Here is a 14,432-nt window from a genome sequence, read left to right as displayed (position 1 = left end):
CGCCTTTGGCCTGCCAGGCGGACCGTTACTGCGCGCTCAAGAAGCGTGGACGTTGGGTGACATCTGCTGCCAGATGTGACAAAACGGGCACTGGTGGGTACAACAAGGGGCGGCACGACGGGCGACGCACGACCCGGAGCGGGAATCTATACCGCCGACCGGACGTTGACCGGATGACGACGACAGCGACACCTGTCCTGTGGGCGACAAGCCCGGGAGGCACGATTCATGAGTGAGCGAGCTCTCCGCGGTACGCGCCTCGTGGTTACCAGCTACGAGACGGACCGCGGCATCGATCTGGCCCCGCGCCAGGCGGTGGAGTACGCATGCCAGAACGGACATCGATTTGAGATGCCGTTCTCGGTTGAGGCAGAAATTCCGCCGGAGTGGGAGTGCAAGGCGTGCGGCGCCATGGCACTCCTGGTGGACGGGGATGGGCCCGAAGAGAAGAAGGGCAAGCCCGCGCGAACGCACTGGGACATGCTCATGGAGCGGCGCACCCGCGAGGAGCTGGAGGAAGTGCTGGCCGAGAGGCTTGCAGTCCTGCGTTCCGGCGCCATGAACATTGCCGTGCATCCGCGGGACAGCCGCAAGTCCGCCTGACAGCCGGACGGATACACAAAGCCGAGGGGCCCCGCCACACACCGTGTGGCGGGGCCCCTCGGCTTGTCCGTTTACTCGGCCCTTCTTACGTTTGCTCGGCTCTTCTTACGGAGTCAGCGGCGGGCGGTACGCGACGTCCGGGCCGTCCTGCCGGCCGGGCCGCTCCTCGCGGATGACCTCGCCCTGGACGACCTTGCCGTCGGGGTAGTGGATACGGGCCTGCTGGAAGGCGTCACCGAAGCTACCGGCCAGGGCCGAGGCCATCTTCCGCTCCAGCGACCGGGCCGCCCTGCGGCCGATCCAGGCCCGGACGGGCGGCAGCAGCAGGACCAGACCCGCCACGTCGGAGATCAGGCCCGGCAGCATCAGGAGCAGGCCCGCCAACATCGTGAGGCCATTGCCTTGGCCGGGCTGCTGCGGAGCGGGCTGCTGCCCCTGCTGGGCCTGCTGGAAGGTGCTCGCCAGGTTCTTGAAGGCACGCCGCCCGGCCCGCTTGATGACCACCGCGCCCAGGACGATGCCGCCCGCGAGCAGCGCGGCCACGGCGAGCCCGCCGGCCGCGTCAGCGACCACGGTGAGCAGCCAGATCTCCAGGATCAGCCAGGCGGCGATCGCCAGGGGGAGGAACGTACGGGCGGGCGAGCGCCGCCGGGGGGCCGTGGACATGCCGGTCGTCATACCATCCAGTGTGCCTGGAGCTGCATAAAAGCGACCTCAGCCGGAGGTACCGGACATCCCCTAGGGGTGCCCGGGCCCGGCTCGCCCGTCAGGCTCCGCTTCCCGGCTCGCCGGTCCGCGTACCGCCGGCCTCGCCGCCGTCCTTGCCGCCGTCCTTGCCGCCGTCCTTGCCCAGCAGCTTGGAGGCCTGGGCCTTGATGCCCCACTGGGTGACCCGCCACAGCGCCTCGACCAGGATGTCCTTGCTCATCTTGCTGTCACCGAACTCGCGCTCGACGAACGTGATCGGGACCTCCACCACGCGGAAGCCCTTCTGCACGGCCCTGCGTGCCAGGTCGACCTGGAAGCAGTAGCCCGCCGAGGCCACCTCGTCCAGCCCCAGCCCCTCCAGGGTCTCCCGACGGAAGGCCCGGTAGCCGCCGGTCACGTCCCGCATCGGGAGGTTCAGCATCAGCCGGGAGTACGTCGAACCGCCGCGCGAGATGAACTCCCGGCTCTTCGGCCAGTTCACCACCCGCCCGCCCGGCACCCAGCGGGAGCCCAGCACCAGGTCCGCGCCGGCCAGCGCCGTCAGCAGGCGGGGCAGCTCCTCGGGCTGGTGGGAGCCGTCGGCATCCATTTCGACGATCACCCCGTAGCCCTGCTCCAGGGCCCAGACGAAGCCCGCCAGGTAGGCGGCCCCCAGCCCCTCCTTGCCCTTGCGGTGCAGCACGTGGACATGGTCGTCGCCGGACGCCAGCTCGTCGGCGAGCTTGCCGGTGCCGTCCGGGCTGTTGTCGTCCGCGACGAGGATGTGGGCATCGGGCACGGCCGCGCGCACACGCCCGACGATCAGCCCGATGTTCTCCGCCTCGTTGTAGGTCGGAATGATCACCAAGGCCGTACCGAGCGGTCCGTAGGTCCGCTGTCCGCCGTCGCTCACTGAGTCCCCTTTTGTGCTCGTGCACGTCCTGTACGTCTGGTCGCAGAGAATGACTTTAGAACAGTGGCCGGGGCCCGCGGTCCTTCGGGCCGGTCAGACACCCGCTGGCTGCGGGCCGCCGTGACCGTTGTCTACTGGACCGCGGACCCCGACCCGGGGCCACCGCCGCCCGGCGAAACCTTCCCTCGCCCCCGAGGCGCGGGCGCGCTGCGCAGACGGAGTCGTCCGGCACGGACTTCCTAGTGGTGGACCCGGCCGAACCTATCCGGGTCCGACCGCCCGTACCGAACCGAGGCCGACCGGATCACCCCTGTGGGCGTACGAATACCTCCCGCCCACCGACGACGGTGGCGAGGCACACCGGCAGCGCGGATCCGGGGCTCAGGTCGGGCAGTCCGGGGGTGCCCGAACGGGGGTCGGTGGACCAGCGGGCGACCCGGTCGTCGGGGGCCTGGACGACCAGGTCACCCGTCTGCCAGACCGCGTAGTCGGCGGGTGCACCGGGGACGAGGACGCCCGCGTCGTCGCGGCCCAGCGCCCGCCAGCCGCCCCGCGTGTGGGCGGTGAAGGCGGCCCGTACGGAGATCCGGTGCTCGGGGGTCCGGTGGAAGGCGGCCGCACGGATGGTGCCCCACGGGTCGAGCGGGGTGACGGGCGCGTCCGAGCCGAAGGCCAGCGGGACACCGGCCTTGAGCATGGCCGCGTACGGGTTGAGGGTGCGGGCCCGCCCGACGCCGAGCCGGTCCGCGTACATCCCGTCCTCGCCGCCCCAGGCCGCGTCGAACGCAGGCTGCACGGAGGCGGTCAGCCCCAGCTCCGCGAACGCGGCGATGGTGGCGGGGGTCATCATCTCCGCGTGCTCCACCCGGTGGCGGGCCGCGCGGACCCGGGCCAGGCCGACCTTCTCGGCGGCCGCCCGGACGCCCTCGACGACGGCGGTGATCGCAGCGTCCCCGATGGCGTGGAACCCGGCCTGGAGACCCTCCTCGGTACAGGCGGCCACGTGCTCGGTGACGGCGCGCACGTCGAGGTACTCGGTGCCGGTGTGCGCGGCGTCCGCGTACGGGGCGTGCAGGCAGGCCGTGTGCGAGCCGAGGGCGCCGTCGACGAACAGGTCCCCGGCGGCTCCGACCGCCCCGAGCTCCTTGGCCAGCTCGAGGTCCCGGTCGGCCCAGTACCCGAACACGCGCGGCCCCGGCCGCTCGGCAGCGAGGTCCAGCAGACCCGTGAAGTCCTCGGCGGAGGAGATCTCGGGTCCGCCGCACTCGTGGACGGAGCCGATCCCGAGGGAGGCGGCCCGGTCGAGGGCGGCCCGCTGCGCCTCGGCGCGCTGGGCGGGGGTGACGGCGGCCAGCGCGGCCCGCCGTACGGCGTGGTGGTCGTCACCGGTCAGCGGCCGGTCACCGTCGGGCCGTACCCCCGGGACGAGGGCGAGCAGAGCGGTGGTGACTACGGCCGAGTGCACGTCCACGCGGCTGAGGTAGAGCGGGCGGCCGCCGGTGGCCTCGTCGAGCTCGGCGCGGTGCGGGGCCCGGCGCTCGGGCCAACGTGCGGCGTCCCAGCCGTGCCCGAGGAGCACCCGGTCGGCCGGACGGCTCGCGGCATGGGAGCGTACGAGGTCCAGCGCGGCCGACAGCGTGCGCGCCCCGGTGAGGTCCAGCCCGGTGAGGGCCAGACCCGCGGAGGTGGTGTGGACGTGGGCGTCGGTGAACGCCGGCGTCACGAGCGCGCCGCCGAGGTCGACGACCTCGTCCACGCCCTGCGCGAAGGCGTCGGCGGCACCCTCGGAGCCGACCCAGGCGATGCGACCGCGCTCGACGACCATCGCGGTGGCGAAGGGATCGGCGGGGCTGTGCACCTCGCCCCCGCGGAGGAGAACGGTCCTGGTCGGTGCTCCGGCGGCGTCGGCGGAGTGGGCGGTGCGGTCAGTCATGCCGACCAGTGTCCCGCGTCGCCCACCCCGGCCCGACCACCGGGTCCCCGCTCGGGCGCGGGTCAGACGCGGGGCGGGCGCGCCTCGTACGGGGTGGACAGCACGACCGTCGTGCGCGTCGAGACGTGGGCGAGGGCGCGCAGCCGGCCCAGCAGGTCTTCCAGCTCCAGCGGCGTCGCGACGCGCACCTTCAGGATGTAGTTCTCGTCGCCCGCGACGCTGTGGCAGGCCTCGATCTCGGGGACGCCGGCCAGCCGGTCGGCGATGTCGTCCGGGGCGCTCGGATCGAAGGGCTTGACCGAGATGAACGCGGTCAGCGGCAGGCCGACGGCCTCCGGATCGACCACGGCCGCATAGCCTCGGATGACCCCGCGCTGCTCCAGACGTCGTACTCGCTGATGGACTGCCGACGTGGACAGTCCCGTGGCCTTGCCCAGATCCGTGTAGCTCATCCGCCCGTCCCGCACGAGCAGATCAACGATCTGGCGGTCCAGCTCCTCCATTGCGCTCATAGCCGCTCAACTTACGGCCCAAGGGCGCTCCAGGCCCAGCGCTGTCCGCCCACTGGAGGCATCTGCGGCAGGCATGTGACCAAGGCCACAGGGGTATGCAGGTGGAGGCCTGTCTGTTGTGGTTACTCGTGACGCTCGACGGGAATTGGTTGCTGTGGCCGAGGCCGAAGAACCTGCCCGCCCGGCCCACCCAAGGGGGAGTACATCCATGCTGAACACCAAGCGCGCCGGTCGCACCGAACCGGAGCCCCTGGAACCGCTCGATTCCGGGGACGGTACCTACCCGGACGACGGCGGGGACGGCGATTACCTCGACGAGGTCGAGGGCTTCGAGATCCACCACGCGATCTGCCCCGACTGCGGCCAGTCGATCGCCCTCGTCGCGGACGAGGAGTACCTGCCGCAGCACGCCCTCTGCCTGACCCCCTGGAACCCCTTCGGCCTCACCGTGTGCGCGGGCACCGGCCGGCCCGCGAGCGACGCCCTGCCCACCGTCGGCATGGTCCAGCCGGTGGAGGCGCAGGAGGTCGAACCCGTCGTCCTGTCGGCCCTGCCCCAGGGTCTGGACTGGCGGACCCAGCCCTTCTCGCACGTCGGCGGTCCGGGCTCGCGCCCGATCCGCGTGGTGAGCCCCGTGCTGCCGCGGCCGCAGGCGCAGACGCGGCAGCAGCACGCGCAGGCGGCCTGACGGCCGCTCCGCTCATCTAGCCCTCCGCTCCCCTACCAGTACGTTCCCTGCACCATGGCGGCCAGGCTGGCGTGGTGCAGGATCAGGCCGTCCGGGTCCGCCGGGACCTCGACCTCCCCGAAGTGGGCCTGCCGGTAGGCGATGCGGAGCATCACGATCCCGTGCCGCAGGGCCGCGTAGAGGGTGTGGAACTCCATGTCCCGCGGGGTGTGGCCGGTGAGCTCGGTGTACCGGCGCTCCAGGTCCTCGCGGCGCAGGAAGTCCGGCAGGCCGGGCTGGCCGAAGCCGACCGTGAGGTCCTGGAAGAACCGGTGCAGGTAGACGGTCCAGCCGAGGTCCACCTCGCGCGGGGCGTACGCCGCCATCTCCCAGTCCAGTACGGCCACCGGCGTGAAGCCGTCGTAGATGACGTTGCCGATGCGGGCGTCGCCCCAGTTGAGGACGGCCGGGCCCTCGTCCTGCGGCCACAGCTCTTCCAGTCGGGCGAACGCCCACTCGATGAGCGGGGACGGCGCGAGCCCGCCCACCACCCATGAGTAGTAGGCGCGTTGGGCGTCCACGTGCCGGCGCAGCGGCGTGCCCTCACCGTCGGGGAGGAGGAACTCGGCCTCCTTGGACGGGAACTGGTCGTGCAGCCGGGCCAGCAGCGAGATGCTCGCCTCCTGGAGGGCGGCGCGCTCGGCGTCGGTGGCGGCGTGCAGCCAGTTGCCCTCGTAGGTGTAGGGCATGACGTCGGGCGGGACCCGGCCCTCCGCACGGGCCATCACGAAGAACGGCGCCCCCAGCGGCCCCGGGTCCTCCTCCAGCCACTGCACGCGCGGGACGGGCACGTCCGTGTGCTGGGCGACCAGGCTCATCACGCGGTGTTGGCGCGGCATGTCGTACGTCGGGAAGACGGTGTAGGCGGCCGGGTCGGCGGCGAGCCGCAGCGCGCAGGCGCGCAGCGGGGTGTCGGGGTGCTCCAGGTCGAAGAGCAGGGTCTCGCTGGACATCCCGTTGGATCCGGGGACGCGGACGCCCGTGACCCGCGCGCCGGGGAGCCTGGTGTCCAACCAGGCGGCGAGGCGGCGGCCGAGCTCCTCGGGCTCCCGGGTGGAGGTGCGCGGTCGTGGTGCGGTGGCCATGGTCGATCCCCTTTCTACTGGGCGACGGAGGAGTAGTCGGCGAAACCGCTCGGGTCGTGGCGCCCGAAGCTGCCGTGTTCGAAGATGCCGTGGCCGACCTGCCCGTCGAGGGTGAAGCGGGCCGAGTGGTCGGTCACTCCGAAGGCGGCCATCGGGTGGGCCGCGGGGTCGGAGAGGTCGTAGACGCGGCGGTCGCTCCAGCCGCGGCCCTGCCAGGTGCCGTGCTGCCAGTCAGCGGCGGGAGGGTAGCCCGCGCCGACGGCGAGCGGGGACGAGTTGAGGATCTCCACGCCCAGTTCGAGGGGCTTGCGGGAGGGGTCGGTGAGGTGCACGACGGCCCGCTCGGGGTGCCGGCTGCCGGGCCGGTAGCGGATCTCGGTGTGCGGCCAGCCGAGTTGGACGTCGTGACGTCCGCTGCCCTCGGGGAACACCTGCACGGCCTCGCTCAGGGTGCGGTGGCCGTCGGCGTCCTCCTGGGCGATGACCATGACGAAGCGGTCCTCGAAGCGGACCGGGATCCACAGCCAGTGGAAGCCCTCGGGGCGGTACTCGTCGGCCGCGCGGCCCCCTTCCTCGCCGGGAATCGGCCGCACGCCCCAACTCCGGTCGCGGGTACCGGTCCACTCCCCCCGCGTGAGGGTGAACTCCTCGCCCTTGGCCCGGATGGTTCCGGCGACCTGGCCGGCCTGTACGAAGCGACGGCCCTCCAGCATGAGCCGGTCGCCACGCCGCTGGACGTGGTGCGGCTCCCAGACGGCGGGGAACTCGGCGGTCCAGGTGATGTCGTACGAGAGCCCGTGCGGGTCCGCCGGATCGGCGGCGCAGCGCAGCGTGAGCTGCCGGAGCGGTACGTCGACGGTGATGGACAGGGGCCCCACCGCGAGGTTCATCCGGTCGTCGCTGAGGGCGTCGGAGGCCCGGACGGCGAGCAGCTCGTCGCCGATGCGGAGGGTGGCGTAGGCGTCGATGACCCCGGCGTTGGGATAGACGCCGAGGCCGAGGATCAGGACGGCGCGGCCGGCGTGGTCGAAGACGTGGAAGATGCACCGGTCGTAGGCGTTTCGGTCGCCGCTGACGACGTGCTTCATCGACAAGGGCGCCTGGTGGATGGGGTATTCATCGAGCGCGACGGGCCGATCGGCGGGCATGACGAACCTCCTGGACGGACGGCTTCGAACGGGCGGGGGGGCTCAGGGGAACGGGAGGGGAAGGGAAGGTGCGGGACGGCTCGAGCGGATATGACGGTACGTCAGAAACCGCCCCGGGGACCACCCTTCTGGCACGCTCTGACAGACCGGCGCGCTATGCCGGGGCCTCCCGGCGGGGCGAGGTGGGGATGACCGGAGCCGGGCGGGCGGGGTCGGAGCGTTGAGCGGGGGCTTCAGGGGGCGGGAGCTGCTCGGGCGGTGGTCAGTGACGCGCATGGGGGTTTCGCGGTGATCCGGGACGTCCAGTTCCTGCCGGATACTCGGTGCTCCTGACGGATGACCCAGCCGTGCAACGGCTGTCGGACCTGCCGAGGGCGAGGCGGTTGGCCTTCTTGTCCGACATGGATCGAGTGGGGGAAGCGGTCGAACGGGCGTGCAGGCGTCTGGACCCGGCTTTCCGCCGGGTGAACCTGGAGATCCTCGGCAACACCGACGGCTTCTTGCACACGCACGTGTGGCCGCGTTTCGAGTGGGAGCCGGCCGATCTCGTGGGCATGCCCGTCTAGCTGTATCCGCGCGCGAATTGGAGCGACGGCACGTTCGCACTCGGTCCGCAGCACGACGAGCTGCGGGGAGCGATCGGCGCGGAGCTGGACCAGCTGTCAGGCGTGCGTTGACGGTGCGGGCCCGCCGACCTCCGGTCGGCGGGCCCGCTGGTCGGTGACGATCGGTGGCCGGGCGTCGAATGCTCCGTCCGACCGCCCTACCCCGCCCCACCACGCCCCACCACGCCCCGCGCCGCCCCACCACGCCCCGCCCCCGGCGACACCTCGAACGGATGGGCGCACCTCGGGGGCGATTACCCGGCCCTTCGGTTCCGCGTTGGCGAGGTATGACCATGCTTCAGTCTTCAACGGGCCGAAGGCGTCGACTGGTGGCGCCGGGTTTCGAAGAATCGGTTCAGCGTCCGCGTGAGCAGGCGCAGCAGGTGCCGGATACGCCGATCTACCGCGATCTGCTGGCACGGTGGGCGGATGCCGGCCGGACGCTGCCCGGCCGGCGCGACCCGGAGTGGTCGCGGCTCGCGTCCTCCCCGGTCTGGCCCACCACCAGCAGCGGGCTGTACTGACCGCGGTCAGCGCGTCTCCGGGCCCGCCAGGTGGCGGGCGATGACCATGCGCTGGATCTGGTTGGTGCCCTCGACGATCTGGAGCACCTTCGCCTCCCGCATCAGCCGCTCGACGGGGAAGTCCGCCGTGTAGCCGTACCCGCCGAGGACCTGCACCGCGTCCGTGGTGACGGCCATCGCCGCGTCCGTGCAGAACAGCTTGGCCATGGCCGCCTGGCGGGAGAACGGCTTGCCCGCGTCGCGCAGCCGCGCCGCCGCGAGGTAGAGCGCCCGGCCCGCCTCGATCTTGGTGGCCATGTCGGCCAGCATGAAGCGCAGCCCCTGGAAGTCCGCGATCGGGTGCCCGAACTGCTTGCGGTCCAGCGCGTACGTCAGGGCCTCGTCCAGCGCGGCCTGGGCGACGCCGATGGCGCAGGCGGCGATGCCCAGGCGCCCGGCGTCCAGAGCGGCCAGGGCGATGCTGAAGCCCTGCCCCTCCTCGCCGATGCGGCGGGCGTCGGCGACCCGTACGCCGTCGAAGTGCAGCTGGGCGGTGGGCGAGCCCTTCATGCCCATCTTCTTCTCGGGCACGGCCGCGGTCAGGCCCTCCGCGTCCCCGGGGACCAGGAAGGCCGTGATGCCCTTGGGCCCCTCGGCGCCGGTGCGCGCGAGGACGGTGTAGAAGTCGGCGACCCCGCCGTGGGTGATCCAGGCCTTGGTGCCGGTGATGATCCAGTCGTCGCCGTCCCGCACCGCCTTGGTGGTGAGCGAGGCGGCGTCGGAGCCGGCGGCCGGCTCGGAGAGGCAGTAGGCGCCCAGCAGGCCGCCGCCGAGCATCGCGGGCAGGTGGGCGCTCTGCTGCTCCTTGGTGCCGTAGCCGCCGAGGCCGTGGCAGGCCAGGGAGTGCACGCTGACGCCGAGGCCGACGGTCAGGCGGGCCGCAGCCAGCTCCTCCAGGACCTGGAGGTAGACCTCGTACGGCTGCTCGCCGCCGCCGAATTCCCCGGGGTAGGGAAGGCCGAGCAGGCCTGCCTCGGAGAGCAGGGTGAAGACCTCCCGGGGGAACCGGCCGGAGTCCTCCTCCTCGGCTGCCTTGGGACGGATCTCCCGCTGCGCGATCTCGCGTACGAGTGCGAGGAGGTCCCGGGACTCCTCGGTGGGCAGCTGTCGGTCCACCGGCTGCGGGGCGCGGTCAGTCATGGCGGCGCTCTCCTCCCTGGTCGGGCACGGCGGCGACGCGCGAGGTGTGGGACGCGCCGCCGGGTCTCGGTTATCCCACAGCCGATGTTGCCCTCCCGGGTTACGGAAAGGGCTGTTCAGCGGCTGCGGCGGCTTGAGTATGCCCGATCAGGGGCTTCCCGTCACCGGGGCAAGATCACCGAGCGGATCGAACGGCTCTTCGGGACCGGGACGTGCCGGACACTCCGGGACGAACTCCTCGATCACCTCCAGTGTCGCGCGCAGCTGGCGCACGAGCAGGGCCCCGAGCTCGGCGCGATCGGGCTGCCCCGGGGCGCCGAGCGCCCCGATCCAGTCCAGGGTGGCTCCTTCGACCCCGGAGAGCCAGCCCACGAGGGCGAGCCGGGCGATCGGCGGGAGGGCGCGGCGCCCGTACGCACCTTCGGCGATCGTGGCGACGAGCTCCTCGCGAACGGCGTCACGGATGGCGAGGACCTCGGCGTCGGAGCCGACGCCGCCGGTGACGATGGTGCGGTAGGCGGCGTGGTGGTGCTCGGCGTAGTGCAGGTAGCCGTCGATGGTGCGGTGGACGCGCTCCGCGCCGGGGAGGTCGGTGTCGCCGCCGGCCCGGGCGACGAGCTCGGCCACGGAGTCCTCGACGATGGCGAGGTAGTAGCCGCGCTTGCTGTCGAAGTAGTAGTAGATCAACCCCTTGGCGACGCCCGCGTGTTTGGCGATGTCGTCCATGGAGAGCGCGTCGTACGAGGTGTCGGCGAACAACTTGCGCCCGGTGGCTATGAGTTCGGCCCTGCGCGCCTGCGATCGACCGCTCGTTCCGCGCTGTTGACTATTATTCAAATCCAGCCCTAGCCTCGAACTGCCACAGGACGCCCACCTTAGGGCAGACCTGCGCGCCGAGCTCATTTCGCACTTCCCTGCGCATCGGACCAGTTTCCAGGCCTCCTGCTCGAAGCCGAGCAGCAAGGGCCCGGCCCGGCGAGGTCACGGGCAGCAATCTGGTGATCGACGGGACGGACCTCGACGCCGGCCCAGGTGGCCGGGGTCCGCGGTGAGCCGGGGAAGTTCGCCCTCCGGGTCGGGCATGGAGCTCGACGTCAGCTCGCACGGCCGGACGTGCCCCTGACCGCGGGCGCGGGCGGGGGTACGGGTGGCGGGCGCGGCGGTTGCCGCCGCCCGAGCACCGGCGGCGGTTGCGCTCCTGGCGTCGTACCCGGCCATTCTGGGGCGGTCTGCTGGTGCGACCCCGCTCCGCGGCTACCGGCTACGCACCCGGGACGGCGGGGAGGAGTACGGTCTCGCGGCCAGGTCCCTCGATCTGCGCGGCCATGTGACCGAGCAGACACTGGTGGCCCCGGACACGATCGTCACGGACGGGCTGCGGCTGGAGGCCTCGTGATCCCGGACCGGGAGGGGCTCAGAGCCAGCCGACCTGGGTGACGAACATGGCGACGACGACCACGAGGGTCCAGCCGAGCACGTGCTCCAGCCAGGTGGAATCGCCCTTGGGGCCTCCGGTCCGGACGAGGCCCCGGGGAGCGGCGAGGGGGGCGGCGCTGTCGGCAGTCATGGCGTCCAATGTGCCAGCGTTCGCGGCTTTCGCGGTAGGGACGTCATGGGTGGCATGCATCACGCAAACACCGACATACACGGACAGGGCCACGGACAGGGCACGGACAGGGCACGGGCAGGGCCTCGGACAGAGCCACGGACGGGGAAAGAGGAGCGGGGGCCGACCCGGGCCCGGGTCCCGGCGGCAGACGGCCGGGTCCCGACCTCATCGGTCGGGACCCGGCGCGCTCATTCATCGGGCGCTTCCTCCGGCGCCCCCGTCAGGTGCGGGACCCGCGGTCGCGGCTCGCCATGCCGGCCATCGCGAGGCCGAGGCACAGGGCGACGCCTCCGGCGATCACGTTGCTGACCACCGTTCGCGTCGTGTCCATCTCACCGGCGATGGCCCACGGGGCGATGATCGTCCACGCGCCGAGGGCGACCGCCGTCCACGCCATCGCGTGGGTGCGCTCGTAGGCGGAACCCAGACCGCTCATGCACAGGCAGAAGGCCAGGCCGGCGATCAGGTTGTTGATGGCCAGCGGGGTGAGGGCGCTGAACCCCACGATCCACGGCGAGGCGGCCAGGTACAGGCCCGTGATCAGGGCGAGCGCTTCGACGGCCTGCGCCCGGGGAGTGGTGGTCACCCGCTCGAACCGAGTGCGCATCTCGGCGAGATCGGGGTGGTGCTCGATGCTGGGATGGGTGGTCATGGCCGGCCGCCTCCTACTGAGAAGCCTTTATCTGCCATTTACCCCACTATGTTCCGCTTATCCGTACCGCCTGGTCAACGGGAAATTGCGGCTTTCTCACAGCACCCCCACCTCTCGCAGCGCCCGGAACTGCGCCCGGCTCAGGCGGGCCGGCGCGTAGAGGTAGCAGATGCCGCCGGAGCCCGAGGCGACCTTGCCGGAGGCCCCCGTGCGCTTGGTGCGCAGCCAGATGTTCTCCCACTCGGCGCGCTGGTAGACGCGGCGCACGGCGGAGTTGTCCCGCGAGTTGGGGTCGTTCGCGATCACGTCGCCGGCTGCGGTGAAGCCGATGACGGTCATCAGGTGGCCGGCGGTGCCGTAGCCCGCGCCCGTGAGTTCGTCGGGGCGGAAGGACTGGGAGGTGATGGCCGGGATGCCGGACCGGACCAGGGTCTCCAGGTCGGTCAGGGAGGTGAGGCGGGTGACGACTCCGGCCAGCCCGCGGTAGGTGGCGGCGTACGCGGCGTTGAAGGGCCAGTTGCCGCAGCCCTTGTAGGCGGCGTCGTAGGTGGAGCGGGCCGCGTGGCAGATCTGCGGGTCGGAGTACTTCGGGTCGACCCAGGTCAAGGCGGAGGGGGCGGCCCTACCGCCCCAGTACTCGATGATCATCTGCGAGGAGGTGGGGCTGCACCAGGCTTCGCCGCCGTTGTCGTACTCGGGGTACCGGCCGGCGTGGACTTCTTGCGAGTAGCGCGGGACCTTCAGCTCGTGGGCCGTACGGGAGGGGGTCGAGGCCGGGACGGTGAAGCGGTCCGGGACGTCGGAAACCATGGCGCCCGCGAGCCGTACGGTGGGACCGCGCTCGGCGCCGGGCCTGCGGTGGAGGGTGAGGCGCAGCTGCCAGGCCGCGATCCGCAGGCCGGCGGTGGCGGCCGGCGGGTCGAGGGCCAGGGTGTCGGTCCAGACGGTGGACCTGCCGTCGCTCTGGCCGTCCACCGAGGTGCGGCGGATGTCTGCGTCGCCGGAGGCCCAGCGGCCCATCACGTACCAGGGGGTGGCGGTGCCGTCGGTGTAGGTACCGCGCAGTTCGATCTGGATCCAGGTCCCGGCGGGGGTGCGGGCGTTCCAGGAGGCGATGGCCTCGGTGGCGGGCACGGTGGAGCGGTGCACGGGGGAGGTCCAGGTGGCGTACTCCCAGGTGCTCTTGCGGCCGGTGTGCGGGTCGGCGTACTCGGTGCGGCCGACGGCCGTAGCGATCTCCAGGCCCGGGCGGGCGCCGCCGACGGCGGTGGTGCCCTGGTGGGTGCCCGCGAGCCAGTGGCCGTAGGAGTACCAGAAGCGGTTGTCGACGGTGCGGCCCGGGGCCCGCGGGGCGGGAGGAGTGGGAGGGGTGGGAGGGGCCGCCGAGGCGCTGGCGCCGGAGACGGTGGCGGCGGTGGCCGCGGTGGCGACCGCGAGTGCGGCGACGAGTAGGGCCCTGCGCGGCGTGGGTTCGGTCATCGCGTGTTCCCCCAGGGTGGGTCGGTCCTTCGGCGGCTCTCCGGTGGCATCCGGCATCACCCTTGCAGTTCCCGGCGGCGGCGGCCCGAAGCCACGGGTCGTGTCGGGCCTGTCTACGCTGGTCGGGTGGAGCCTCACCAGTCACTTGAGTCCCTCGCCCGGGAGCTCGCCGCGCTGCCGCCCTCCCTCGGCCCGGTGCGCCTGATCGGGATCGACGGGCACGCCGGGTCCGGGAAGAGCACCTTCGCGGGGCGGCTCGCCGGGGCGCTGGGGGCGCCCGTGCTGCACCTGGACGACGTGGCCACCCACGAGGAGCTGTTCGACTGGGAGGAGCGGCTGCGCGCGCAGGTGCTGGAGCCGCTCGCCGCCGGACGGCCCGCGCACTGGGCCCCGTACGACTGGGTGGAGCGCCGGTTCGGGCCGGAGCGGGTGCTGGAGCCGGCGCCGGTGCTGCTGGTCGAGGGGGTCGGCGCGGGGCGGGCGGCGCTGCGGCCGCGGCTGGCGCGGCTGCTGTGGATGGAGACGCCGCGCGAGCAGTCCTGGCAACGGGGGCGGAACCGGGACGGGCGTGAACTTTCCGACTTCTGGGACGGATGGGAGCGCGCGGAGCGCGCGCACTTCTCCAACGACCCTTCGCGCCCCTTCGCCGACACCCTGGTACGCCAGAGCGGTACGGGATACGAGTGGTCTTCCGGGGCCCGTGCGACCGCAGGAACCTCCGCTTCCGTCACCGGGAGTAACGAACTCCCCCGGGCCTGAACGCCCCCGGAAATCCG

At 72.3% G+C, this 14,432-nt stretch carries 16 protein-coding genes and 1 pseudogene; 6 read left to right on the top strand and 11 right to left on the bottom strand.

Features of this window, described 5'->3' with window-relative positions; translation table 11 throughout:
- Positions 1–228 precede the first annotated feature (228 nt).
- Positions 229–603: an RNA polymerase-binding protein RbpA gene (locus OG594_RS14535; RefSeq protein ID WP_007262928.1), complete on the top strand. Its 375-nt coding sequence runs from the start codon at positions 229–231 to the stop codon at positions 601–603.
- A 105-nt stretch (positions 604–708) separates the two neighbouring features.
- On the opposite strand, the gene fxsA is transcribed toward OG594_RS14535, so the two are convergent.
- From fxsA to OG594_RS14515, 4 genes are all read right to left on the bottom strand, one after another.
- Entirely contained in the window at positions 709–1,281 is a 573-nt protein-coding gene (gene fxsA / locus OG594_RS14530; RefSeq protein WP_266598848.1) for an FxsA family membrane protein, read from the bottom strand.
- 88 nt (positions 1,282–1,369) lie between these two features.
- Positions 1,370–2,203: a polyprenol monophosphomannose synthase gene (locus OG594_RS14525; RefSeq protein ID WP_266598846.1), complete on the bottom strand. Its 834-nt coding sequence runs from the start codon at positions 2,201–2,203 to the stop codon at positions 1,370–1,372.
- Positions 2,204–2,507: 304 nt separating this feature from the next.
- Entirely contained in the window at positions 2,508–4,136 is a 1,629-nt protein-coding gene (locus OG594_RS14520) for an amidohydrolase (protein ID WP_266598844.1), read from the bottom strand.
- Positions 4,137–4,198: 62 nt separating this feature from the next.
- Positions 4,199–4,639, bottom strand: coding sequence for an Lrp/AsnC family transcriptional regulator (locus tag OG594_RS14515; protein WP_030011705.1), 441 nt, complete (start codon positions 4,637–4,639; stop codon positions 4,199–4,201).
- Positions 4,640–4,856: 217 nt separating this feature from the next.
- On the opposite strand from OG594_RS14515, the gene OG594_RS14510 reads away from it, so the two are divergent.
- Positions 4,857–5,336, top strand: coding sequence for a hypothetical protein (locus OG594_RS14510; protein WP_266598842.1), 480 nt, complete (start codon positions 4,857–4,859; stop codon positions 5,334–5,336).
- A gap of 32 nt (positions 5,337–5,368) precedes the next feature.
- On the opposite strand, the gene OG594_RS14505 is transcribed toward OG594_RS14510, so the two are convergent.
- On the bottom strand, positions 5,369–6,460 hold the full coding sequence (locus OG594_RS14505) for a phosphotransferase family protein (RefSeq protein WP_266598840.1): 1,092 nt from the start codon (positions 6,458–6,460) through the stop codon (positions 5,369–5,371).
- A gap of 14 nt (positions 6,461–6,474) precedes the next feature.
- Positions 6,475–7,608, bottom strand: coding sequence for a hypothetical protein (locus tag OG594_RS14500; protein WP_266598838.1), 1,134 nt, complete (start codon positions 7,606–7,608; stop codon positions 6,475–6,477).
- 279 nt (positions 7,609–7,887) lie between these two features.
- Between OG594_RS14500 and OG594_RS14495 the strand changes: the two are divergent.
- Both OG594_RS14495 and OG594_RS14490 read left to right on the top strand, forming a co-directional pair.
- Positions 7,888–8,285: pseudogene (locus tag OG594_RS14495) on the top strand (diadenosine tetraphosphate hydrolase); the annotation flags it as partial.
- A 257-nt stretch (positions 8,286–8,542) separates the two neighbouring features.
- A complete protein-coding gene (locus tag OG594_RS14490) occupies positions 8,543–8,737 on the top strand; it encodes a hypothetical protein (protein WP_266598836.1) in 195 nt (64 codons plus the stop codon).
- A 6-nt stretch (positions 8,738–8,743) separates the two neighbouring features.
- Here OG594_RS14490 and OG594_RS14485 read toward each other — a convergent pair whose 3' ends face one another.
- On the bottom strand, positions 8,744–9,916 hold the full coding sequence (locus OG594_RS14485; RefSeq protein ID WP_266598822.1) for an acyl-CoA dehydrogenase family protein: 1,173 nt from the start codon (positions 9,914–9,916) through the stop codon (positions 8,744–8,746).
- Between the two features lie 147 nt (positions 9,917–10,063).
- Positions 10,064–10,753 (bottom strand): TetR/AcrR family transcriptional regulator, encoded by a 690-nt coding sequence (locus OG594_RS14480; RefSeq protein ID WP_266598820.1) that lies wholly within the window; start codon positions 10,751–10,753, stop codon positions 10,064–10,066.
- Between the two features lie 310 nt (positions 10,754–11,063).
- Between OG594_RS14480 and OG594_RS14475 the strand changes: the two genes are divergently transcribed.
- On the top strand, positions 11,064–11,312 hold the full coding sequence (locus tag OG594_RS14475; protein ID WP_266598818.1) for a hypothetical protein: 249 nt from the start codon (positions 11,064–11,066) through the stop codon (positions 11,310–11,312).
- An 18-nt stretch (positions 11,313–11,330) separates the two neighbouring features.
- Here the strand turns inward: OG594_RS14475 and OG594_RS14470 are convergent, their stop codons facing one another.
- The 3 genes from OG594_RS14470 to OG594_RS14460 all read right to left on the bottom strand — a co-directional run bounded on the left by OG594_RS14470 (position 11,331) and on the right by OG594_RS14460 (position 13,656).
- Complete coding sequence (locus OG594_RS14470) at positions 11,331–11,483, bottom strand: SCO1431 family membrane protein (protein WP_266598816.1); 153 nt, start codon at positions 11,481–11,483, stop codon at positions 11,331–11,333.
- 262 nt (positions 11,484–11,745) lie between these two features.
- Positions 11,746–12,177, bottom strand: a complete 432-nt coding sequence (locus OG594_RS14465) for an SPW repeat protein (protein WP_266598814.1) — start codon at positions 12,175–12,177, stop codon at positions 11,746–11,748.
- 96 nt (positions 12,178–12,273) lie between these two features.
- Entirely contained in the window at positions 12,274–13,656 is a 1,383-nt protein-coding gene (locus OG594_RS14460; protein WP_266598812.1) for a peptidase C39 family protein, read from the bottom strand.
- Between the two features lie 126 nt (positions 13,657–13,782).
- Between OG594_RS14460 and OG594_RS14455 the strand changes: the two genes are divergently transcribed.
- Positions 13,783–14,415, top strand: coding sequence for a uridine kinase (locus OG594_RS14455; protein ID WP_266598810.1), 633 nt, complete (start codon positions 13,783–13,785; stop codon positions 14,413–14,415).
- Positions 14,416–14,432: the final 17 nt, after the last annotated feature.

Origin of the sequence: Streptomyces sp. NBC_01214, assembly GCF_026340975.1 — a bacterium.
Taxonomy (GTDB): Bacteria; Actinomycetota; Actinomycetes; order Streptomycetales; family Streptomycetaceae; genus Streptomyces.
The sequence above is the reverse complement of the archived record's forward strand: the minus strand, read 5'-3'. Positions and strand labels throughout refer to the sequence as shown.

Excerpts from the sequence above, each read along its gene's own strand:
- OG594_RS14460 (WP_266598812.1), bottom strand. The coding sequence starts at position 13,656 with ATGACCGAACCCACGCCGCGCAGGGCCCTACTCGTCGCCGCACTCGCG.
- OG594_RS14470 (WP_266598816.1), bottom strand. The coding sequence starts at position 11,483 with ATGACTGCCGACAGCGCCGCCCCCCTCGCCGCTCCCCGGGGCCTCGTC.
- fxsA (WP_266598848.1), bottom strand. The coding sequence starts at position 1,281 with ATGACGACCGGCATGTCCACGGCCCCCCGGCGGCGCTCGCCCGCCCGT.
- OG594_RS14465 (WP_266598814.1), bottom strand. The coding sequence starts at position 12,177 with ATGACCACCCATCCCAGCATCGAGCACCACCCCGATCTCGCCGAGATG.
- OG594_RS14520 (WP_266598844.1), bottom strand. The coding sequence starts at position 4,136 with ATGACTGACCGCACCGCCCACTCCGCCGACGCCGCCGGAGCACCGACC.
- OG594_RS14485 (WP_266598822.1), bottom strand. The coding sequence starts at position 9,916 with ATGACTGACCGCGCCCCGCAGCCGGTGGACCGACAGCTGCCCACCGAG.
- OG594_RS14535 (WP_007262928.1), top strand. The coding sequence starts at position 229 with ATGAGTGAGCGAGCTCTCCGCGGTACGCGCCTCGTGGTTACCAGCTAC.
- OG594_RS14515 (WP_030011705.1), bottom strand. The coding sequence starts at position 4,639 with ATGGAGGAGCTGGACCGCCAGATCGTTGATCTGCTCGTGCGGGACGGG.
- OG594_RS14510 (WP_266598842.1), top strand. The coding sequence starts at position 4,857 with ATGCTGAACACCAAGCGCGCCGGTCGCACCGAACCGGAGCCCCTGGAA.
- OG594_RS14505 (WP_266598840.1), bottom strand. The coding sequence starts at position 6,460 with ATGGCCACCGCACCACGACCGCGCACCTCCACCCGGGAGCCCGAGGAG.
- OG594_RS14500 (WP_266598838.1), bottom strand. The coding sequence starts at position 7,608 with ATGCCCGCCGATCGGCCCGTCGCGCTCGATGAATACCCCATCCACCAG.